The sequence below is a fragment of the Rhizobium sp. RU35A genome (genome assembly GCF_900156005.1).
Classification (GTDB): Bacteria; Pseudomonadota; Alphaproteobacteria; order Rhizobiales; family Rhizobiaceae; genus Neorhizobium; species Neorhizobium straminoryzae.
Genome location: NZ_FTMR01000009.1, coordinates 193,760 through 214,282 on the forward strand (window position 1 = coordinate 193,760; position 20,523 = coordinate 214,282).

Below are 20,523 nucleotides of genomic sequence, written 5' to 3' on the forward strand. Positions count from 1 at the left end.
GCCCGGATGAGCGTCGGATCAGGCGACAGCACGCCGCGCGACGGAGACAGCCGCAGGTGCCGAAACCGGTCTCGGAACGCGACCTTCCACCGGATGGCTCGGATCGTTGAAGCCCGGCGTCGAGGGATGGCCGGTCGTCACGAGGCTGTCGACGAGAGCCTCGTCCTCCGCGTCGATCTGCACGCCAAGGGCGCGGACATAGCCATCCCAGTGCTCTTCCGTGCGCGGGCCGGTGATCGCCGCTGTGACCAGCTGGTTGTTCAGCACCCAGGCGAGCGCGAAATCGGCGGCCTTGATGCCCTTGGCGTGAGCGTGCGCCGCGATCTTCTGGGCGATCTCGACGGATTCCGGACGCCATTCGGTTTCCAGAATGCGCTTGTCGCCACGGCCGGCGCGGGTATCGGCAGCCGGTGCTTCGCCGGGCTGATACTTGCCCGTCAGCACGCCGCGCGCCAGCGGCGAATAGGAGACGACGCCAAGACCATAATGATGGGCAGCCGGCAGCTGTTCGGCCTCGGCTGTCCGGTTGACGATGTTGTAGAGCGGCTGGCTGGCCACCGGCCGGTCGATGCCGAGCTGGTCGGCGAGATGCGCGATCTCGGCGATGCGCCAGCCGCGGAAATTCGACACCCCGAAATAGCGCAGCTTGCCCGCCCGGATGAGGTCGGCAATGGCGCGAACCGGCTCTTCCAGAGGCGCATCGAAGACCGCCCGGTGGAAATAGAGAATGTCGATGTAATCCGTGTTCAGGCGGCGCAGCGAGTTTTCAACGGTCTCGATCACCCATTTGCGGGAGTGGCCCCCGAGGTTCGGGCCCTTCACATGCGAATTGACGAATTTCGTCGCCAGCACCCAGTGGTCGCGATGGGCCTTGATGCCCCGCCCGACGACCTCCTCCGACTTGCCATTGTGGTAGACATCGGCGGTATCGATGAAGTTGATGCCCTGATCCTTCGCCTTGTCGATGATGCGGAAGGCAACGTCATCCGGCGTCGGGCCGCCGAACATCATGGTGCCGAGGCTCAGGGGGGAAACCTTCAGGGCGCTGCGGCCAAGGTAGCGATAGTCGACCATATTCTACTCCAATCGGTCTTCAGTTCGTGTGGTGACAGGCCACTGCATGGGCAGGGCCGAGAAGGCGGCTTTCCGGCGCCTGCTGGCGGCAGAGGTCGGTCGCGAGCGGACAGCGTGTATTAAACCGGCAGCCGGAGGGCGGATCATGCGGGCTTGGCAGGTCGCCGGTGATCGGCGCTGCCTGCTTGCGCCGGCTCGGATCGGGCACGGCCGCCAGCAGGGCCCGGGTGTAGGGATGCTTCGGGTCTGCCCAGAGTTCGTCCGTCGGAGCGCTTTCGACGATCTTGCCGAGATACATCACCAGGACCCGGTCCGAAAAATAGCGCACCACGGACAGATCGTGCGACACGAAGAGATAGGAAAGCGACAGCCGCTTCTTCATTTCGACGAGAAGGTTGAGGATCTGTGCCTGGATCGACAGGTCAAGGGCCGAGACCGGCTCGTCACAGACCACCAGTTCAGGCTGCAGGATGAGCGCCCGGGCAATGCCGATGCGCTGACGCTGTCCGCCGGAAAACTCGTGCGGATAGCGGTCGAGCGCATCGGCGGGCAGCCCCACCTGAACGATGATGCTTTCGACGATATCCCGGCGGCGCCTGGCATCACCGATGCCATGCACCTTCAAGGGTGCGGTCAAAATGGCCCGGATGGTCTGGCGCGGATTGAGCGAGGCGAAGGGATCCTGAAAGATCATCTGGATGCTGCGGCGAAGGCTGCGCAGCTCACGCCCCGGCATGGCGGTGACATTCCGGCCCTGGAACTCGACGGTGCCTGCGGTCGGTTCGACGAGCCGCATCAGCGATTTGCCCAGCGAGGACTTGCCACAACCGGATTCGCCAACCAGCGCCACCGTCTCGCCTCGCTCGATGTTCAGCGACACGTCATCGACGGCCCGCACGGTGCCGCGGCCACCCGGATAATGCGTGGAGAGATTACGGACGGAAAGAAGCGTCATGAACGAGGCTCGCAATGCGCGTGGGCGGGAAGGGGCAGGCCGCCAGACGACCTTCCGAGATCTGCTGCAGTGGCGGCACGGCAAAGCCGCAGGATGGCTGGGCGGCGGGACAGCGTGGCCGGAAGGCGCATCCCTTTTCGTCCGCTGCCGAAACGATGGAGCCCGGAATCTCCAGCAAGGGGCCGTTGCGGTAATGGTATCCGCTTTCCGCACGCGGCGAGGCCCCCAGCAGGCCCCGGGTATAGGGATGGTAGGGTTGGGAGAAGACAGGTTCGGGAAGGCCTTCCTCGACCTTTCGCCCGGCATACATCACCATCACCCTGTCGGCCCACTGCGCCACGATGCCGAGATCATGCGTGATCAGGATCACCGCCATGTTGAGATCACGGCGCAGATTGTCGAGGAGCTGCAGGATTTGCGCCTGGATCGTGACGTCGAGGGCGGTGGTCGCCTCGTCGGCGATCAGGAGTTTCGGGTTGCAGGCCACGCCGATGGCGATCATCACGCGCTGGCGCATGCCGCCCGACAACTGATGCGGATAATCGTCGATGCGCCTGCGGGCTTCGGGAATATTGACCAGATCCAGAAGCTCGACGGCCCGTTTCCGGGCCTGCCTGCGGTCGATGCCCTCGTGAATGCGCAAAACCTCGGTGATCTGCTCGCCAACCGTCAGCACCGGGTTCAGCGAGGTCATCGGCTCCTGAAAGATCATGCCGATGTCGCGACCGCGCAGCCGGCGCCAGTCCCGCTCGCTCTGGTCGAGCAGGTTGCGGCCCTCGAAGCGGATCTCGCCCGCCGTTGCGGCATGTCGCGGCAAAAGCCCGATGAGGCCAAGCGCGGTCAGCGACTTGCCGGACCCGGATTCCCCGACGATGGCCAGCATCTCGCCGGGGCTCGCCGAAAAACTCACGCCCTTGACCGGCTGGCTTGTGCCGAAGGCCACGGAGAAATCGCGAACGTCGAGCAGAGGGGTCATCGCCGCTCCTCCGAAAACCTGGGGTTCAGCGCATCGTTCAGTCCGTCGCTGATCAGATTGAGGGAAATGACCGTGAAGACGATGGCCAGGCCCGGCAGTGCCGTCAGATACCAGGCGGTGCGGATCACGTCGCGGCCGGCACCGATCATCGATCCCCAGGACACGCGGTTGGGATCGCCAAGCCCCATGAAGGACAAGGCGGCCTCCATCAGGATGGCCCCGGCCACCATCACGGACGAGGTGACGATAATCGGCGGCAGCGCGTTCGGCAGGATCTCGCCAAACACGATGCGCAGATGGCCGTAGCCAAGGCTGCGGGCGGCCAGAACATAATCCTTCTCGCGGATCGCCCGGAATTCGGCACGGGTGAGGCGGGCGACCAGCGGCCAGCTGATGATGCCGATGGCGAAGGTGACGGTCAGCACATTCGGCTGGGCAATCGCCACGAGCACCACAAGCAGCACGAAGCTCGGTAGGGTCTGGAAGATCTCGATCAGCTTGACCAGAACGTCATCGATGAGACCGCCGAAATAACCGGCGACAGACCCGACGAGAACGCCGATGGTCAGGCCGATCAGCGTCGCGGCGATCCCCACGGTCAGCGAGATGCGGGCGCCATGCACGATGCCGGCCAGCACGTCCCGGCCCATGGAGTCAGTCCCGAGTGGATAGTCCGGGTTCTGGCCCGGCCACAGGAACGGGCGCGCCACCATTTCGAGAGGATCGCCCGGATAGAGAACGGGTGCAGCCAGTGCCATGACAACGACGGTGAGCAAGAACAGCATGCCGATGATGGCATTGGGATTGGTGAGGAAGATCCTGATTTCCCGACGCAGGCCGGCCTTGGTTACGGCGGCCGTTGCCTTGGCCCTCGCATCCGGAGCATGCAGGAAGGGCCAGTCCTTCGAGGGCTCTTGCGCTGGCGAATGGTCTTCCTGTTCGGACAGTCTCGCCGCCAGACGGGTGGGGGGTGCAAGGCTTGATTGGGTCAATGTCATCGACTTTCTCCGATGCGCGGATCAAGCCAGGCCTGCAGCAGGTCGACGGCGGCGTTGACGATGATCACGACGAATGAGGACAGAAGCAGGATGCCGAGCAGAACGCTGAAATCGCGCGCCATGACGGCTTCGAAGGCAAGACGACCGAGCCCGGGCCAGCTGAACACCGTTTCGACAACCACGGCACCTCCCAGCATGCCGCCGATATGCATGCCGGCAAGCGTCGTGATCGGGATCAGCGCATTGCGCAGGATATGGCGCAGAACGAGACGCACGGGGGATACGCCCTTGGCACGGGCCGTGCGCACGTAATCCTGCGATTTCACCTCCAGCATCGCAGCCCGGGTGAGGCGCGCATAGATGGCCAGATAGTAGAGCGCGAGCGAGAGCGCCGGCAGCACGATGTAGCGTGCCCGATCCAGGACGGCCGCGAGGCCGGTGAGGGGACTACCGATGGTGCTGTCACCCCCCGAGGGCAACCAGCCGAGCTTCACCGAAAACATCAGGATCAGCATCAGCCCGATCCAGAAACCCGGCACCGAATAAAACAGCAGCGAGCCGATGGAGAGAAGACGGTCCGGCAGGCGACCGGAAAACTGGGCCATCAGCGCGCCGAAGATCACGCCGATCGCCAGGGCCAGCGAAAGCGCCGCCCCCATCAGGACAAGCGTTCCGGGCAGTCTCTGGCCGATCAGCTCCGCAACCGGCATGCCATAGCGGGGCGAGTAGCCGAGACTGAAATGCGCGAGGTTGCCGAGGTAGTTCAGCAGCTGATGGATGACCGGCAGATCGAGCCCGAAGCGCTGACGAAGATCCGCCATCGTTTCCACCGTGGCGGAACCGGCTTCCGCAGCCATCACGTCGGCAGCATCGCCGGGCGCAAACTGCAAGAGGAAGAAGTTGAGGATCACGATGCCGATGACCGTCGGCACCGCCTGAAGGACGACGCGCCTTGCGCGCTGCAGCAGCCTTTTCAATACAAGCATGTCTTCAGTCCCGATGCCGGAGCGTTTCCCGAGCGATCAAAATCGCATGTCGTAATAGTTGACTAGATTTATAGATTTTGTCAAATTCGAAAAGAACATTTTTGCCTGATATGGCCGAAGCAAACGCCTGAGTGGCAATTAAATTTCAATTAATGAGGAAAATATCGCATTTCATGCCATGGTACGGCGATTTGCGAGAATGAAACAACGGCATGCCACGCGGCGACGAAATGGACGGCCGCCTGACAGGAGAGGGACATCATGAACATCAACTTCAACCCGACGCGCCGGCTGGTTCTGCAGGCATCGGTGGCGCTGGCGGGACTGTCGGTTTCCGGATTATCGGCCCGTGCGGCCACGCCGGCAAGCGGCGGTACGGCGACGCTGGTTCTGGCCTCGGAACCCCCGGTTCTCACCACCATCGCGCATACGGCCTATAATTCGGTCTATGTGTCGCCCAAGGTCACCGAGGGGCTGCTGACCTACGACTTCGATCTCAACCCCAGGCCGCTGCTGGCGAGGGAGTGGAGCATCAGCGCAGATGGTCTGCGCTACACCTTTCATCTGCGCCCTGGCGTCAAATGGCATGACGGCAAGCCTTTCACCGCCGCGGACGTTGCCTATTCGATCAGAACGATCAAGGAAATCCATCCGCGCGGCCGCAACACCTTCCTCAACCTCGTCGACGTCGAAACGCCGGACGAACTGACGGCGATTTTCGTTCTGTCCAAGCCGGCGCCCTATCTCATCACGGCACTGGCTTCGGCCGAAACGCCGATCGTGCCGAAGCACCTTTACGAAGGCAGCAAGGCCGCCGAAAGCCCCGTGAACCTTGCCCCTGTTGGCACCGGCCCCTTCCGCTTCAAGGAATGGGTGCGCGGCAGCCACCTGGTCTACGAGCGCAACCCCGATTACTGGGACAGGCCGCGGCCCTATCTCGATCGCCTGATCGTCCGCTTCATTCCCGATGCTGCGGCGCGCGCCATCGCCATCGAGACCGGTGAAATCGATCTCGCGCCCAGCACGCCGCTGCCCTACAGCGATCTCGACCGGATCAAGGGCCTGCCGCACATCGGTTTCGAGACGCAGGGATACCAGTATTCCAACAGCATCAGCCGCATCGAGTTCAATCTGGAGCGGGATTTCTTCAAGGATGTGCGCGTGCGTCGCGCCTTCGCCCATGTGATCGACAAGAAGGTGATCTTCAACACCGTCAATTACGGCTACGGCTCGATCAATCCCGGCCCGATCAATCCCAAGCTGACGAAGTGGTTCGTCAGTGACCTCAAGAGCTATCCGATCGACCTCAAGGCTGCCGAGGCGCTGCTGGACGAGGCAGGCTACAGGCGCGGCGCCGGCGGCATTCGCGCCAGGCTGACAATCGATTACGTGCCGAGCGGTGAGGGCTATGCACGCGGGGCCGAGTATATCCGGCAGGCCCTGGCGAAGGTCGGGATCGAGGTGACCGTCCGCTCCCAGGATTTCGCCGCCTATATCAAGCGGATCTATACCGATCGCGATTTCGATTTCGCCTACGAGGGCATGAGCAATCTGTTCGATCCGACGGTCGGCGTGCAACGCCTCTACTGGAGCAAGAACTTCCGCAAGGGCGTGCCCTTCTCCAATGGCGCGGCCTATGCCAATCCGACAGTGGATGCGCTGCTGGAGGCTGCCGCCATCGAGATCGATCCGAAGAAGCGGTTCGAACAGTGGCGCGACATCCAGCGTGTGCTGGTGGAGGATCTGCCGGCGATCGACATCGCCAGCCCGCCGGAAATCACGATCTACAACAGGAGGATCGCGGACCACACGGTGGGCGCGGAAGGTGTGTCGGGCAGCCTTGCCCAGGCCTATGTCACGAGCGCCTGAGCCTGTCATTCAACGCCATGAACATGGGAACGCCCGGCAAGGGCATCTGGAGCCGAAGATCATGACCCTTTCGCAAATCTGGTATACGCGCTGCCCGGTGCCCACGCCGGTCGGCCTTGCGGCACAGCTTGGCCTTCTGGAGAAAACCTTTTCCGAGGCGGGCATCACGCTGACATCGATCATCGACTCGCCGGACAGCACGATCCGGCAGAGCCATTTCAACCACACGCTCGAATGGTCGTTTCGCCATGGCGGCAATGTTCCGCCGATCCGCGCGCGCTCCGAAGGCCGGCAAACCCGTCTTGTCGGCATCACCTGGACGGATGAGTTCCAGGCCATCGTCACGCTGCCGACCAGCGGAATCCGCTCGGTGCGCGACCTTGCGGGCCGTCGTTTCGGCGTTCCCAGGCGGCCGGACGGGATTGTGGATTTCATGCGGGCCACGGCTCTGAAGGGGCTCGTCTCGGCGCTTTCGCTGGAGGGAGTTCCCCTGGATGCGATCGAGCGGGTGGATGTCGAGATTGCCCAGTCCGTACTGGCCGACCAGGAGGGGCAATCCCTGTTTCGCCTGAAACGTCGTCAGGCGTTCGCAGAGGAGGCGGCTGCCTTGCTGCGGGGTGAGGTGGATGCCATCTTCGTCAAGGGCACCGGCGGCATTGCCGCCGCCAACTTCATCGGCGCTGTGCCGGTGGTGGAGTTCGGCTTTCATCCAGACCCGAAGATCCGGATCAATTCCGGTTCGCCGCGCGTTCTGACGGTGGACCACAGGCTGGCCGACGAGCGACCGGATCTGGTCGCGCGTCTGATCGACGCGATCCGGCAGGCTGCCGCCTGGGCCGAGGGACATCCCGAGGAAACCCGGCGCTTCATTGCGCGCGAAGCAGGGGCGACCGAAGAACAGGTTCTGGCCGCCAACGGTCCGGAGGTTCACCGCCACCTCGGCCTGTCGCTGGAAGCCCCTCTCATCGATGCCATCGCGCACTACAAGGACTTTCTGCGTGACTGGGGCTTCCTGGCCGGGGATTTCAGCGTGGCGGACTGGGTCGATCACCGGCCCTGGGCACGTCTTGAAGGGAAGGCCGTGGCATGAGTCTCCTCGCGCTCAAGACCTCGGTGCAACAGCCGGATGCCGTCGCGGTGGCGCAAAGGCTTGCGTTGCGCTTTGCCGAGAACGCGGCGAACTGCGACCGGACCGGAACCTTTCCCGCCGACCATTTTCATGCGCTGTTCGAGGCCGGCCTGCTCGGCCTCGTCACGGCGCGTGACCACGGCGGTGCGGGCGCCGGGCTGGAGACGGCGCAGGCGGTGATTTCCGCCATCGCAGCCGGTGAGCCGTCCACCGCGCTGGTCCTGGCCATGCATTACAGTGTCCATGCGACGATCAGCCGTGGGACCTGGCCGCCGGACCTTGCCGCGCGGGTGCTGGAGGCGAACCGCCGCGGACCGGCTCTGCTGAACAATGCGCAGGCGGAGCCGGGCATGGGGTCGCCTGCCCATGGCGGCCGTCCGGCGACGACCGCACGCCGCGAGGGCGGCGCGTGGGTGGTGAACGGACGCAAGAGTTTCGTCACCGGCCTGCCGGGCCTTGCCTTTGCGATCGTTCTGGCGCTGACCGAGGAGGAGCGCCCGCGCCTGATCCAGCTTCTGGTGCCGCTGGATTCTCCTGGCGTTTCCCAGGTCAAGACCTGGGATGCCGCCGGCATGCATGCGACGGCCAGCGATGATCTTGTGCTCCACGATGTGCGGATACCGCTTGGAGATCTCGTGGCGGAGCAGCCGGCAGATGAACCGCTGCGTCGTGACGAGGCAGGCGGGCATGTCTTCTTCACGCTGCTGTCTGCCGTCTATCATGGCGTTGCCGTTTCGGCGCGCGATGATCTTTTGCGCCATTTGACCCGGCATACGCCGACCAGCCTCGGTTCGCCGCTGTCCTCGATTCCGCGTCTGCAGGAAGGTCTCGGCGATATCGAGATCCTGCTCGCCACCAATGCCCGCCTGTTGCGATCCGTGGGGCGCGATGTCGACGACGGCAGAGGGGTGGGGACCGATCCGCTGGTGCTTCGTCATGTGGTGATCGACAATGCGGTGCGCGTGACGGATCTGGCGCTCGAACTCGGGGGCAATCGCGGCCTGCGCCGCGATCATCATCTCGAGCGGCATCATCGCGATGCACTGACCGCACGAGCGCATGCGCCGCAGGCCCACATGATCCGCAGCATGCTTGGAAAGGCGGCGATCGCGCGGGCGACATAGAGCACGTCCGATCCAAAAGTGCGTCAGCGGTTTTGGATCGGACTGCGTAAAAACAAATAGATAGAGCATTTCAGGTGATCGCGTTCTGACCGGAAATGCTCTGGAGGCAGCTCTCGCAGACCGCCTCTATCGGCAAGGTGTGCGGCCCGGGGCGAAGCGCCGGGCAGGACCGTGGTTCAGCCCCGGCTCTGTCGATGGTCGAGCCGTTCAACGATGCGGTCACCGATCCACTGGATGCCGCAGACGAGGATGATGAGCACGATGACGACCGCGATCATGACGCCTGTCTCGAAGCGCTGGTAGCCATAGCGGATCGCGAGATCGCCAAGACCGCCCGCCCCGATGGCTCCCGCCATGGCCGAGGCCCCGATCAATGTCACGAGTGTCACCGTGAAGCCGGCGACGATGCCGGGCAGTGCCTCGGGAACCAGCACCTCGCGGATGATCGTCCAGCGGTTGCCGCCCATGGCGCGGACCGCTTCGATGAGGCCCTTGTCCACCTCCCGCAGCGATACCTCGGCAATGCGGGCATAGTAGGGGGTTGCCGCAATGGCCAGCGGCACGATCGCCGCCCAGGTTCCGAGCGCGGTTCCCACGATCAGGCGTGTCAGGGGAATGAGCGCGACGAGGAGAATGATGAAGGGAACCGACCGGAAGGCGTTGATCACGGCTCCCAGCAGACGGTTGACCCAGATGTTCTCCGCCAGCCCGCCCTTGCCCGTTGCAACAAGCGCCAGACCGAGCGGAAGCCCGGCGACCAGCGAGATCAGGCCTGCAGCGAAGGTCATGAGCAGCGTTTCCCAGACAGCGCTGATCAGCAGATCGATCATGACGTCAGACATGGCCAAGAACCTCCACATGGGCGCCACCCGCCTGCAGCGTGCTGCGCACGCGCTCGACGAGATTGGCGTCGCGGGCCGGAAGTGACAGGAAGAACCGGCCCACGGGCTCATCCTGAATGTGTTCGACTCCACCCTGAATGAGGCTGGCGCCGGCGCTCAGGGCATCGGCGAGATCGGTGAAGAACCGGCCCTGTCCATAGGGGCCGCTGAGATCCACGCCGAGAATGATGGCCTCCCCCGTCGGGTTCAGCCGGGCTGCCACATGTTCCGGCAGACGAGGCCGGCTGCCTTCGAGCAGCCGCTGCGTGATCGGTGCCTGCGGATTGGCGAAGACGGACTGGACCGTGCCGGTTTCCACGATGCGACCGGCGTCGATCACGGCAACCCGGTCGGCAATCGAGCGCACGACGTCCATCTCGTGGGTGATGAGGATGATCGTCAGGCCAAGCTTGCGGTTGATATCCTTGAGCAGCGCGAGAATGGAGCGGGTGGTTTCCGGATCGAGCGCCGAGGTGGCCTCGTCCGACAGCAGCAGTGCCGGTCGTGCGGCGAGCGCGCGCGCAATGCCGACACGCTGCTTTTGCCCGCCCGACAGCTGGGCCGGATAGGCCTTGGCCTTGTCAGACAGTCCAACCAGCTCCAGCAGGTCACGGGCGCGCGCCATTCGCTCTGCCTTCGGCAGACCTTCGATCTTCAGCGGCAGGGCAACATTCGCCTCCACCGTTTTCGCCGACAGCAGGTTGAAATGCTGAAAGATCATCCCGATGCGCCGCCTCAAGGGCTGCAACTGCCGTTCCGGCAGGCCATCGATACGCTTGCCTTCGATGGTGATCTCGCCGCTGTCCGGTCGTTCGAGCCCGTTCAGGCAGCGGATCAGGGTCGACTTTCCTGCTCCGCTTCGACCGATGATACCGAGAATTTCACCTTTGCGAACAGACAGGGAAATGCCGTCCAGGGCCACCGTGTCGTTGAAACGGCGCCGCACGCCGGAAAGCGTCACCACCGCGTCAGCAGGCGCGAGGGGAGCGATCTGGGCACTCAGAAAGGGATGGCTGTTCATAGCCGGGAACTCCAGATGACAAAATGCGGCGGAGGAGCCGCCGCATTCAGGCTGTGTGTGATGGTTCGAACGTCAGTAGGCGATGAGGCCGGTGCCCTTGTAGACTTTCTCGAAAACGGCGCGGACCGCCTCATTCTGGTAGGATGCGACGAGCGTCTTCACCCAGTCCTCGTTTTCCTTGCCCTGCTTGACGGCGATGAAATTGCGGTAGGGATTGTCCTTGATCGGCTCCTGCGCGATGCGCTGAGCGGGGCTGAGGCCAGCCTTCAGCGCCCAGTCGGTGTTGACCACGGCGGCATCGAGGTCATCGATGGCGCGCCCCACCACACCGGCATCGAGTTCCTTGATCTTCAGGCCCTTCGGATTTTCGGTGATGTCGGCGATGGTCGCGAGAATACCCGTGCCGTCCTTCAACTTGATCAGGCCTTCGTTCTGCAGAACGCGAAGCGCGCGTCCCTCGTTGGACGGGTCGTTCGGCACCCCGATCTGCGCACCCTTCGGCAGATCCGCAACCGACTTCACCTTCCTGGAATAAAGGCCGATCGGCCAGACGCCCGTATAGCCGACCGGAACGATATGGTAGCCGTGCTGCTTGATCTGGTTGTCGAGATACGGCTTGTGCTGGAAGGCATTGGCGTCGATATCGCCGCGCTCCAGCGCCTCGTTCGGCTGCGTGTAATCGTTGAATACGACGGTCTTGATCGTGAGCCCCTTCTTGGCGGCTTCGGCGGTCACGGCGCGCCACACATCCTCGTCTTCGCCGCTGATGATGCCGACCTTGATGGTCTTGTCGGCAGCCTGCGCGGCGGGAACAGCAAGCCCCAGGCCCGCGACCGCACCGGCCAGCAGAGCCGTCAGGCTCAGGCGGCGCGTCCAGGATATGGTGTTTCCAATCGTCTTCTTCATGTTCTTGATCCCTGCACAAGTGTCTGCGGGAAGGTGGATGTCACCTTCGACATCTTTAGCATCACAGTGCGGACGATGAATTTCGAAGCAGCCCTGTCTAAATTTTGGGCGAAACCGGAAAGCCTTGTCTCGATTTTCCGACGTCCAGGAGTAAAAATCTACCGCCTCTGTAGATAAATCGCCGATGGCGAGCTGCGGATGTTTGGGCGTGGTTGCGAGGAAGGCCAGGTCATTCGGTGACGGGATGAGTCCTTGATTGCAGATTTTCCACCGGCACGATGGCGCTCGACAGGCATGTCGCTGCAAGCTGCTTCCTGATGAGCGGGCGTCGCCCGCAACTGCCGGCGGTGCAGACCGTGGGCCTATCGTGGATTGCCATTGAGACGCGGCCCGGCTTGCCGCTGCGTACAACCGATCCATCCGGGATGCGGCGGGGAGTGATGATCAAGGTGCCGGGACCCCAGCCGGTCGATCAACGGCCTGCGGGCATAATCTTCTACTGAATTAATAGAAAATTGGCACGGCGTTTCCGTTCGGTCAGCGATCGAACACGTCTCGCCTTTGAACAAGGCGTCGTCTTGCCCGAGATTTGGGGAGTGTCGACAGCGATGGCTGCCCGACGGACGAAAATGAAGATCGAAACGGACTTGCAACCGCATCATGGCCCGCCCGACCGACGCTGGCGAGGCCCCCCGCGCTGGTGGAAGACATGCACATCGCCAAGATCAGCCTGAAGATCCCGGACCACGCTCCGCTGTGCCGCGTTACCCGCGTCAGCATCATCCTTCTCGCTTTCGCGCTGGTGGCTTCGGTCTGTTCGATCGAGATTCCCCGATCCCTGCAGGCCCTTCTGCTGACCGCCGGCTTCATCGGCGCGATCTTCGGGTTGGGGCGCAGGCATCATGTTGTTGATCGTGAACATGGAGAGACCGCGTGACGACGCTGAATGATTATCTGAGCCAGAAGAGAGAGGCGGTGCTGGCGCGTCGCAGCCGCATCCGCAGCGGTGAAGCAGGTGCGATCACCCTGAAAGCGGGCGCGACCGCCGAGGGACGCAGCGGCGTACGGCGGATTCGCATCCGCGATTTTCAAGTCATCACCGACAGCCCGCCGGATTTTGCCGGATACAATCTCGGGCCTTCCTCTCCCGAGCTGCTGCTCGGGGCGTTGTCGAGCTGCCTGACGCACACCTACCTCATCCACGCTGCCGATCAGGGCGTGCCGCTTGAAACGCTCGAGGCAGAGGTGTCGGCGGTTCTCGATCCCCGCGGAGGCTCGGAGGGCCATGAAACGATCCCCGTCTATCCGCATGACATCGTCTACACGGTGACGCTGGTGTCTCCGGCCAGCAGTGCGGAGATCGCCAGGGTGACGGCGGCGGTAGAGGCGTTCTGTCCGATCCTCAACCTTTTGAAGCGTGGCACGAAGGTCGTCGGAACCGTGAACCACCATCAGCCCGCCGCAGCCGCATCCGATGCGGCGTGATCCTGTCGCCCCGCATCTCTGGATGGTCCGCCCGGGGTAAACTGGGCACCCCCCTCATGGACCGGAGCGGTCATCCGCTCCGGTCAGCAACGGCCGCGGTCAGACTGGCGGGGGAAGCCGCGGGGTGCTGGCGAGAAGCCGGCGGGTGTAGGGATGCGCGGGATCCTTGAGAACACGCTCCGTCGGCCCGCTTTCGACAATCCTGCCCTTCTCCAGAATGATGATGTCCGGGCACAAGAGCGCAACCAGCGCAATGTCGTGCGACACGACGGCAAAGGTCGCGGAGGTCGACAGGGTCTTGAGGAGATCGACGATGAGGATGCGTGTCGAAAGATCGAGCGCGCTGACGATTTCGTCGGCCAGCACGAGATCGGGCCGTGCCACGATGGCGCGCGCAATGGCGATACGCTGGCGCTGGCCGCCGGAGAACTCGTGCGGATAGCGGCGCGCCGCATCCGCCGGCAGCCCCACCGCTGCCAGAGCCTCCGATACCGCGCTTTCGATATCCGTCTGGACCTTCAGCGCACGCAAGGGCTCCGCCACGATGTTGAAGACCGACTGTCGCGGATCGAGCGACGAATAGGGATCCTGGAAGACGGCCTGCACGCGCTTGCGGAAGCCGCGCATGAAGGCCCGGTTCCGCGTATCGAGGATCTGTCCGTCGAGGAGGATACGGCCCGCAGACGGTTGCGCCAGACCGAGCAGCAACCGCAGCAGGGTGGTCTTGCCGGAGCCGCTTTCACCGACAATGCCGAGGTTGCGGCCCTTTTCGATCGTCAGGTTGAGGCTGTCGAGGATTGTCCGGCCGGAGCGATAGGCGAAGGAGACGTTCTCCACGGTGATGAAGCTCAAAACACCCTCCCCAGAGCCGTGTCGAAGGTGCGGGCGGCTGCAACGAGACTGCGGGTATAGGGATCCGCAGGTGCCTGAAGCACATCGCTGACCGGGCCGGCTTCCACCAGTTCGCCCTGGCGAAGGACGGCAACACTGTCCACGGTGCCGGCAACGACCGGAATATCGTGGCTGATGAACAGAAGCGCCATGTTGTCTTCCCGGACCAGTTGCCCGATGAGCGCAAGAATCTCCGCCTGTGTCGTCACATCCAGCGCGGTCGTCGGTTCGTCTGCGACCAGGAGCTTCGGACGCCAGGCGAGCGCCATGGCAATGGCGACCCGCTGGCGCTGGCCGCCTGACATTTCATGGGGATAGACACGGGCAAGACGTTCGGGGTCGGGAAGGGCCACGCGCGAAAGAAGCTCCAGTACGCGTGTCTGTACTGCGGGCGCGGAGGACGGCAGGCCCTCATGGCGCAGGCGCCGGCGAACCACTTCACCCACCTGTCGGCCGACGCGCATCAAGGGATCAAGGGCCGTCAGCGGCTCCTGGAAAATCGTGGCCGCCGCAGGCCCGCGCAAGGCGACCAGCTGCCGCTCGCCGGCGCCGATCACCTCGGTTCCGTCCAGACGGATCGAACCGGTCGCAGCCATTGTTTCGGGCAGAAGCCCGATCAGAGCCAGAGAGGTCAGCGATTTCCCCGAGCCGGATTCGCCGATCAGGCCGAGCCGCTCGCCCGGCGCAATCGAAAAGCTGAGGTTGCGGACCAGTTGGCGCGCCTGAGTGGCGATGCACAGGCGATCGACGGTAAGCAGAGCGGTCAACGGCGTCCCCTCCGCGTCGGATCGGCAAAGGCGCGCAGGCCGTCTGCCAGCAGGTTCACCCCGATCACCAGTGTCACGAGCGCAATGCCGGGGGCGATGGCCCCGAACGGTGCCGTATAGACCGTTCCCTGCGCTTCCTGCAGAAGCCGTCCCCAGGAGGCATTCGGAGGAGGGGCCCCGAGCCCCAGATAGGAAAGCGAGGATTCCGCCATGGCCGCCAACCCGAACTGGAGCGCCAGATTGACGATCAGCGTCGGCCAGATATTGGGCAGCACATGCACGACGACGATGGATGGCCAGCTGCTGCCGGCGACACGGGCGGCGATGATGTAATCCATCGAGAGCACCCGCTTGGCCAGGATGCGGGTGAGGCGGGCGATGATGGCCGACCCCGCAATCCCGATGGCAAGCGCCGCCGTGAAAAGGCTCGCCGTCTGGCTGGCGGCGACGATCAGCATGGCGACGAGCAGGGTTGGAAATGCAATCAGAATGTCGAAGGCGGCGGCAAACACATCATCGAGCGTGCGGGTGGCAAAGGCGGCCAGAATGCCGAGCGTGACGCCGATCGCGGCGCCGATCGCGACAGCGCCACTGCCCACTTCGATGGCAATGCGGGCGCCGATCAGGATCTGGGTGAAAAGATCTCGCCCGAGGCGATCCGTCCCGGCCCAGTGGGCAAGGGAGGGTCCGGCAAGTCGCCCCCCCACCATCGCGGTCGGATCGTAGGGCGTCCAGAACAGGGTCAGCAGCCCGGCCAGCAGATGAAGGCCGACGATCACGCCGCCGACAATCAGCGACAGCGGTATCGTTCGACGTGTCATTTTTCCCTCGGTCTGCGGCATGGACCCGGCCGTTCCGTTCATGATGCGCCACCCGTCACGCGCTCGCGAAGACGCGGATCGACAAGGCGCTGAAGCACATCGGCCAGGAAGCCGACGATGAGAACGAGCAGGGTCGATACCACCAGCACGCCTTGAACATTGGGATAATCGCGCTGCTCGATGCCAAGCAGCAACATGGAGCCGAGACCGGGCAACGCAAACACCCGTTCGATGACGACGGCGCCAAGCAGGGTCGAGGCAAGCTCGATGCCGAGAATGGAAATCACGGGGACGGCGCCATTGCGAATGCCATGGCGGACAAGCGCGCCGGACAGCGTGGCACCCAGGGCCCGCGCCGTCCTCAGATAATCGCTCGACAGGATGTCCTCGGTGGCGGAGCGGACATAGCGGATCAGGGAAGCCGACATCACCAGCGTGATCGTCAGGACCGGCAGGATGAGGGCCTGGATGCTCTCGGCCGGCGCGGTCCATCCATCATCGGGAAAGCCGCCGGAGGGAAACAGCTGCAGGTTCACGGCAAACAGCGTCACCAGCAGAATGCCGATCCAGAAGGCCGGCACGGCAATGCCAAGCTGCGAGACGATCGATATCAGGGCGCCATACCAGGTTCGCTGACGGACCGCCGCCAGGATGCCGATCGGAACGGCAATCAGGATCGATCCCGCAAAGGCTGCAAGCGTCAGGGGCAGGGTCACCATCAAACGCCCGCCGATCTCGCCCAGAACCGGTGCGCCGCTGACGAAGGAAACGCCGAAATCGAACACGGCGATATTGGCGAGGAAATGCAGGAACTGCTGGAGCAGCGGCAGGTTCGAGCCAACCTGACGGCGCGCCGCTTCGATCTGTTCCGCATCCGCGCCGACCGAAACGAGAGCATTGGCCGGATCTCCCGGCAAAAGCCGCAGCAGCACGAACAAGACCGCGCTGGCCAGCAGAACGGAGACAAGCAGGATGGCAGAACGGCGCAAGAGATAAACGAGAATGATCGGATCTCCTTATCCGTCGACGGCACGCGGCATCCACCACGCCTTGCCGGCCGGTGATCGGCGATGGCCTGGCAGGGACAATCGCCACGGCCCCATGCAAAAGCCGCCCCGTCATAGGGCGGCTTGCGGCTGCTGTCGATGGCTTGACGCTTATTTCCCGGCCTTGCGAATGCCCGAGGCGAAGAACTGCGAGTTCAGGCCGTTGACCGGATAGCCGGTGACGGAGGCTTTCGACACCACGATCTGCGGATAAAGGTAGAGCCAGTTGCTGGCGGCATCCTCCGCGATGAGGGTGTTTGCTTCCTTGAGGCGGGCGGTCTGCTCATCCGTCGTCGTGCTGGCTTCGGCCGCCTTCACGAGATCGACCACCTTTGGATTGTTGTAGCCCCAGTAGAAATCGGGATTGCCGTAGAACACGATGTCGCGGTGGTTCACATGCTCCTGAAGGGTCGCCTGGAAGTCATGGGCCTTGTAGACCTTGGAGTACCATTCGTTGGCGGTGATGATGTTGATGTTCACCTTTACGCCGATCTTGGCATATTCCGTCTGCAGGAACTGCGCGACCAGCGGGTGCGGGTCGTAGTTCGGCGTGTCGATCGTGAAGGTGAAACCGTCCTTGAAACCGGCTTCCGCGAGAAGAGCCTTGGCGCTCTCGACATTGTAGTCATCCACCTTGGTGAGATCCACATACCAGGGATCTGTCGGCGGCACGAAGGAGCCGATCACGAGGCCGCGGTCACCCCAGATGGCATTGAGCAGCTTCTTCTTGTCGATGGCGCGGGCCAGCGCCTTGCGCACCTTGACGTTGTCGAAGGGGGCGACCCGATCGTTATAGGCCAGCAGCAGCTTTGTGGTTGACTGCCCCTCGGCCACGGTGAAGCTCTTGTTGGTCTGGAACTGCTTGAGGGAATCCGGGCTCTGGACCGAGGTGATGATGTCGACGGCACCCGTCAGCAGGGCGTTGTTGAGGGCGGTCGCATCGGTGAAGTAACGGAAGGTCACGCCGCCATTCGCAGGCTTGCTCCCCCAATAGCCGTCGAAGCGGGCGAGCGACAGCGACGAACCGCGCCGCCAGTCCCCGAGCTTGTAGGGGCCGGTGCCGTCTTCCGCCGACTTCAGGTCCTTCGCCGCGTCGTTGACGATCCAGACATAGCTCAGATTGTACGGCAGCGAGATGGAGCGCGCCGAAAGCTTGATGAGGACCGTCGCATCATCCGGTGTCTCGATGGAGGCAATGCCCTTGAGGCTGTTCTTGCGCGAACTCTTGGAGTCCGGCGCCGTCACCCGCTCGATCGAATATTTCACGTCCTTGGCCGTGAGCGGTTCGCCGGAGTGAAATTTCACGCCCGGCTGTAACGTGAAGGTATAGGTCAGCCCATCCTCGGACACCTTGTAATCCTTGGCAAGCACCGGCTCGACGGCGCCGGAGTCCGACAGCCGGAAAAGCGCTTCGTAGACATTGCCGTTGAAGGCTTCGTTGATGCCCTGGCCAGCGCCTGCCGTGTTGTCGAGGTTCTGCGGCTCATACAGGGACCCGATGCTGACGCTGGCATTCGGATCGGCATCCGCGGCGTGCGCCGAGGTGAGCGACGCCGTCATCAGGGCGACGAGCCCGACAACACTGACTGTCACGCCACGCGTCGGAGAGGTGAGAGGGGAATGGGAGCGTCGCATGATGATGGTCCTTGCATTTCTATCTGATCTGTAAGCCGAAACTATCCTCGACCCGACATCTGTTGAAGGGCGCATGCACACTTCCAGTACCCGGTCTGCGGAAAATTCCTCTAAGTTTTGCGCGGGTGACAGAATGGGCCATAGGGGGCTTGCGGCAGAGGAGGCGAGGCACATTGTCGGATCGACGGGCGATACGACGTCCTCTTGCCGAGGCCGGTCCGCTCAGGCGCTGCCTGTGGCCGCCCAGGGCACGAAGCGGCGCTCCAGCGCTCGCGCCACCCATTCCAGCAGGAAGGCGATGGCGGCGATGACGAAGATGCCGACGATGACCACGTCCGTGACGAGGAACTGGGCGGCGGACTGGATCATGAAGCCCAGCCCCTGGCTGGCCGCGATCAGTTCCGCCGCAACCAGCGTGGACCAGCCGGTCCCGAGCGCGATCCGGATGCCTGTCAGGATCGCGGGCAGGCTGGCGGGCAGGATGACCGAGGCCAGCACCTGACGACGGCTTGCACCAAACGAGCGCGCCGCGTTGATAAAGTCCTTCGGCACGGCGCGCACACCTGCACGTGTCGAGAGGATGATGGGCGGCAGCATGGACAGGGCGATCACCGTGACCTTGGATGCTTCGCCGATGCCTGCCCAGATGATGATGAGCGGCAGATAGGCAAGCGGCGGCAGGGGACGCAGGAACTCCACGATCGGATCGAGAATGCCGCGCCCGATACGGCTGGTCGCAATCAGAATGCCGACGGGCACGCCGATGAGCGCGGACACCACAAGGGCCGCCAGCACGCGTGCAAGGCTGGCGCTGACATGCTGGAGCAGCGTGGAATCGACGAAACCGACCTTCAGCAGCGATGAGAAGGCGATGACGACAGCGACCGGCGAGGGCAGGAACACCGGCGAGACAAGCCGAAGCGTGCTCGCGGCCCACCAGAGGCCGACGAGGGCGACCGCCGTCAGAAGAGAAAGGCTGATGGTGGAAGGAGTCGTTGTCTTTCGACGTCGGGCCGGTCGCGCGGCGGGCGCAGCATGCCCGGCATCCGGCTCCAGCGATGTCTTCAGATCCGAAATCACGCTCATGCCGCCAGTTCCTCCGGGTCACTGCCTTCGATCAGGTTCGTCAGTTCGTCATAGAGGTCCCGGAACGGCTTCGTCCGGCGGATCGCCTGCGGCGTGGCCCCCGCCAGAATCTCCAGACCAAAGCCCGTCTCCACCACGGTGGAAATGCGGCCGGGATTGGCGGACAGCACGACGATCCGGGTCGCCAGAAGCAGGGCCTCCTCGATGCTGTGGGTAATCAGCAGCGCGCCGGCATGGCTGGTTCGCCAGATGTGCAGCAGGAAAAGCTGAAGCCTGGTGCGGGTCAGGGCGTCGAGCGCGCCAAGCGGTTCATCGAGCAGCAGGAAGCGGGGTTTCGAGGCCAGCGCGCGGGCAATGCCCACGCGCTGGCGCATGCCGCCCGACAGCTCCCAGATGCGCCGCTCGCCGTACCCTTCCAGCCCGACCTGCGCCAGCAGATCCCGGACGGTGGCCTGCCGCTCCTGCCTGGCCACGCCCGCCAGCTTCAGCGGGAAGGCGATATTGTCGGCGGCCGTCAGCCAGGGATAGAGGGCATCATCCTGAAACACCACGGCGCGGTCGATCCCCGGTCCGTCGATTGCAACGCCATCCACCAGCACGGCGCCGGATGTCGGACGCTGAAAGCCGGCGGCAATGTTCAAAAGACTTGTCTTGCCGGACCCGGAACGGCCGATCACGACCACGAATTCCCCGCTCCGAAGGCTGAGATTGATGCGATCGAGCACCGGAACATCCGGCTCGGAACGGCCTCTTCCCGGGTAGATCAGTCCGATATCCCGGAATGTCAGTGAACTCGTCACGATCTTGTACCTTCTCACCTGCAGCGACATACCTGACCGGGGCGGACGCCCCGTGCGATCCGGACAGCAGAAA

General features: G+C 63.6%; 20 protein-coding genes. 5 read left to right on the forward strand and 15 right to left on the reverse strand.

Annotated features, from left to right (window positions below):
• Positions 1-18 precede the first annotated feature (18 nt).
• Genes F3H95_RS19745 through F3H95_RS19765 form a run of 5 tightly spaced genes read right to left on the reverse strand, consistent with a single transcriptional unit; the run spans position 19 to position 4,989 of the window.
• On the reverse strand, positions 19-1,074 hold the full coding sequence (locus F3H95_RS19745; protein ID WP_143126583.1) for an aldo/keto reductase: 1,056 nt from the start codon (positions 1,072-1,074) through the stop codon (positions 19-21).
• 19 nt (positions 1,075-1,093) lie between these two features.
• A complete protein-coding gene (locus F3H95_RS19750; RefSeq protein ID WP_149747253.1) occupies positions 1,094-2,029 on the reverse strand; it encodes an oligopeptide/dipeptide ABC transporter ATP-binding protein in 936 nt (311 codons plus the stop codon).
• Complete coding sequence (locus F3H95_RS19755) at positions 2,007-3,005, reverse strand: ABC transporter ATP-binding protein (RefSeq protein ID WP_149747254.1); 999 nt, start codon at positions 3,003-3,005, stop codon at positions 2,007-2,009. The genes F3H95_RS19750 and F3H95_RS19755 overlap by 23 nt, the downstream gene beginning before the upstream one ends.
• On the reverse strand, positions 3,002-4,003 hold the full coding sequence (locus tag F3H95_RS19760) for an ABC transporter permease (protein ID WP_149747255.1): 1,002 nt from the start codon (positions 4,001-4,003) through the stop codon (positions 3,002-3,004). The genes F3H95_RS19755 and F3H95_RS19760 overlap by 4 nt, the downstream gene beginning before the upstream one ends.
• Positions 4,000-4,989: an ABC transporter permease gene (locus tag F3H95_RS19765; RefSeq protein ID WP_149747256.1), complete on the reverse strand. Its 990-nt coding sequence runs from the start codon at positions 4,987-4,989 to the stop codon at positions 4,000-4,002. Before F3H95_RS19765 ends, F3H95_RS19760 begins: the two co-directional genes overlap by 4 nt.
• Positions 4,990-5,250: 261 nt before the next feature.
• Between F3H95_RS19765 and F3H95_RS19770 the strand changes: the two genes are divergently transcribed.
• The 3 genes from F3H95_RS19770 (at position 5,251) to F3H95_RS19780 (ending at position 9,111) form a co-directional block, all read left to right on the forward strand.
• Entirely contained in the window at positions 5,251-6,858 is a 1,608-nt protein-coding gene (locus F3H95_RS19770; protein ID WP_149747257.1) for an ABC transporter substrate-binding protein, read from the forward strand.
• A gap of 61 nt (positions 6,859-6,919) precedes the next feature.
• Positions 6,920-7,948 (forward strand): ABC transporter substrate-binding protein, encoded by a 1,029-nt coding sequence (locus F3H95_RS19775; RefSeq protein WP_149747258.1) that lies wholly within the window; start codon positions 6,920-6,922, stop codon positions 7,946-7,948.
• Positions 7,945-9,111: an acyl-CoA dehydrogenase gene (locus tag F3H95_RS19780; RefSeq protein WP_149747259.1), complete on the forward strand. Its 1,167-nt coding sequence runs from the start codon at positions 7,945-7,947 to the stop codon at positions 9,109-9,111. The genes F3H95_RS19775 and F3H95_RS19780 overlap by 4 nt, the downstream gene beginning before the upstream one ends.
• Before the next feature lie 176 nt (positions 9,112-9,287).
• On the opposite strand, the gene F3H95_RS19785 is transcribed toward F3H95_RS19780, so the two are convergent.
• The 3 genes from F3H95_RS19785 to F3H95_RS19795 all read right to left on the reverse strand — a co-directional run bounded on the left by F3H95_RS19785 (position 9,288) and on the right by F3H95_RS19795 (position 11,919).
• On the reverse strand, positions 9,288-9,953 hold the full coding sequence (locus F3H95_RS19785) for a methionine ABC transporter permease (RefSeq protein WP_149747260.1): 666 nt from the start codon (positions 9,951-9,953) through the stop codon (positions 9,288-9,290).
• Positions 9,946-11,013, reverse strand: coding sequence for a methionine ABC transporter ATP-binding protein (locus F3H95_RS19790; protein WP_149747261.1), 1,068 nt, complete (start codon positions 11,011-11,013; stop codon positions 9,946-9,948). The genes F3H95_RS19785 and F3H95_RS19790 overlap by 8 nt, the downstream gene beginning before the upstream one ends.
• Positions 11,014-11,085: 72 nt before the next feature.
• The gene (locus F3H95_RS19795; protein ID WP_149747262.1) at positions 11,086-11,919 is read right to left on the reverse strand and encodes a MetQ/NlpA family ABC transporter substrate-binding protein; all 834 of its coding nucleotides are present in this window, start codon (positions 11,917-11,919) and stop codon (positions 11,086-11,088) included.
• Positions 11,920-12,628: 709 nt separating this feature from the next.
• On the opposite strand from F3H95_RS19795, the gene F3H95_RS19800 reads away from it, so the two are divergent.
• Together F3H95_RS19800 and F3H95_RS19805 are read left to right on the forward strand one after the other, a co-directional pair.
• On the forward strand, positions 12,629-12,856 hold the full coding sequence (locus F3H95_RS19800; protein WP_149747263.1) for a hypothetical protein: 228 nt from the start codon (positions 12,629-12,631) through the stop codon (positions 12,854-12,856).
• A complete protein-coding gene (locus tag F3H95_RS19805; RefSeq protein ID WP_149747264.1) occupies positions 12,853-13,404 on the forward strand; it encodes an OsmC family protein in 552 nt (183 codons plus the stop codon). Before F3H95_RS19800 ends, F3H95_RS19805 begins: the two co-directional genes overlap by 4 nt.
• Positions 13,405-13,503: 99 nt before the next feature.
• On the opposite strand, the gene F3H95_RS19810 is transcribed toward F3H95_RS19805, so the two are convergent.
• From F3H95_RS19810 to F3H95_RS19840, 7 genes are all read right to left on the reverse strand, one after another.
• On the reverse strand, positions 13,504-14,256 hold the full coding sequence (locus tag F3H95_RS19810) for an ABC transporter ATP-binding protein (RefSeq protein ID WP_149747265.1): 753 nt from the start codon (positions 14,254-14,256) through the stop codon (positions 13,504-13,506).
• Positions 14,253-15,062, reverse strand: a complete 810-nt coding sequence (locus tag F3H95_RS19815; RefSeq protein WP_149747266.1) for an ABC transporter ATP-binding protein — start codon at positions 15,060-15,062, stop codon at positions 14,253-14,255. The genes F3H95_RS19810 and F3H95_RS19815 overlap by 4 nt, the downstream gene beginning before the upstream one ends.
• Positions 15,059-15,883 (reverse strand): ABC transporter permease, encoded by an 825-nt coding sequence (locus F3H95_RS19820; protein WP_244618081.1) that lies wholly within the window; start codon positions 15,881-15,883, stop codon positions 15,059-15,061. The genes F3H95_RS19815 and F3H95_RS19820 overlap by 4 nt, the downstream gene beginning before the upstream one ends.
• A gap of 38 nt (positions 15,884-15,921) precedes the next feature.
• The gene (locus tag F3H95_RS19825) at positions 15,922-16,872 is read right to left on the reverse strand and encodes an ABC transporter permease (protein ID WP_244618082.1); all 951 of its coding nucleotides are present in this window, start codon (positions 16,870-16,872) and stop codon (positions 15,922-15,924) included.
• 168 nt (positions 16,873-17,040) lie between these two features.
• On the reverse strand, positions 17,041-18,489 hold the full coding sequence (locus F3H95_RS19830) for an ABC transporter substrate-binding protein (protein WP_244618085.1): 1,449 nt from the start codon (positions 18,487-18,489) through the stop codon (positions 17,041-17,043).
• 297 nt (positions 18,490-18,786) lie between these two features.
• A complete protein-coding gene (locus F3H95_RS19835) occupies positions 18,787-19,650 on the reverse strand; it encodes an ABC transporter permease subunit (protein ID WP_149747269.1) in 864 nt (287 codons plus the stop codon).
• Positions 19,647-20,450, reverse strand: a complete 804-nt coding sequence (locus tag F3H95_RS19840; RefSeq protein WP_244618083.1) for an ABC transporter ATP-binding protein — start codon at positions 20,448-20,450, stop codon at positions 19,647-19,649. The genes F3H95_RS19835 and F3H95_RS19840 overlap by 4 nt, the downstream gene beginning before the upstream one ends.
• Between the last annotated feature and the right edge of the window lie 73 nt (positions 20,451-20,523).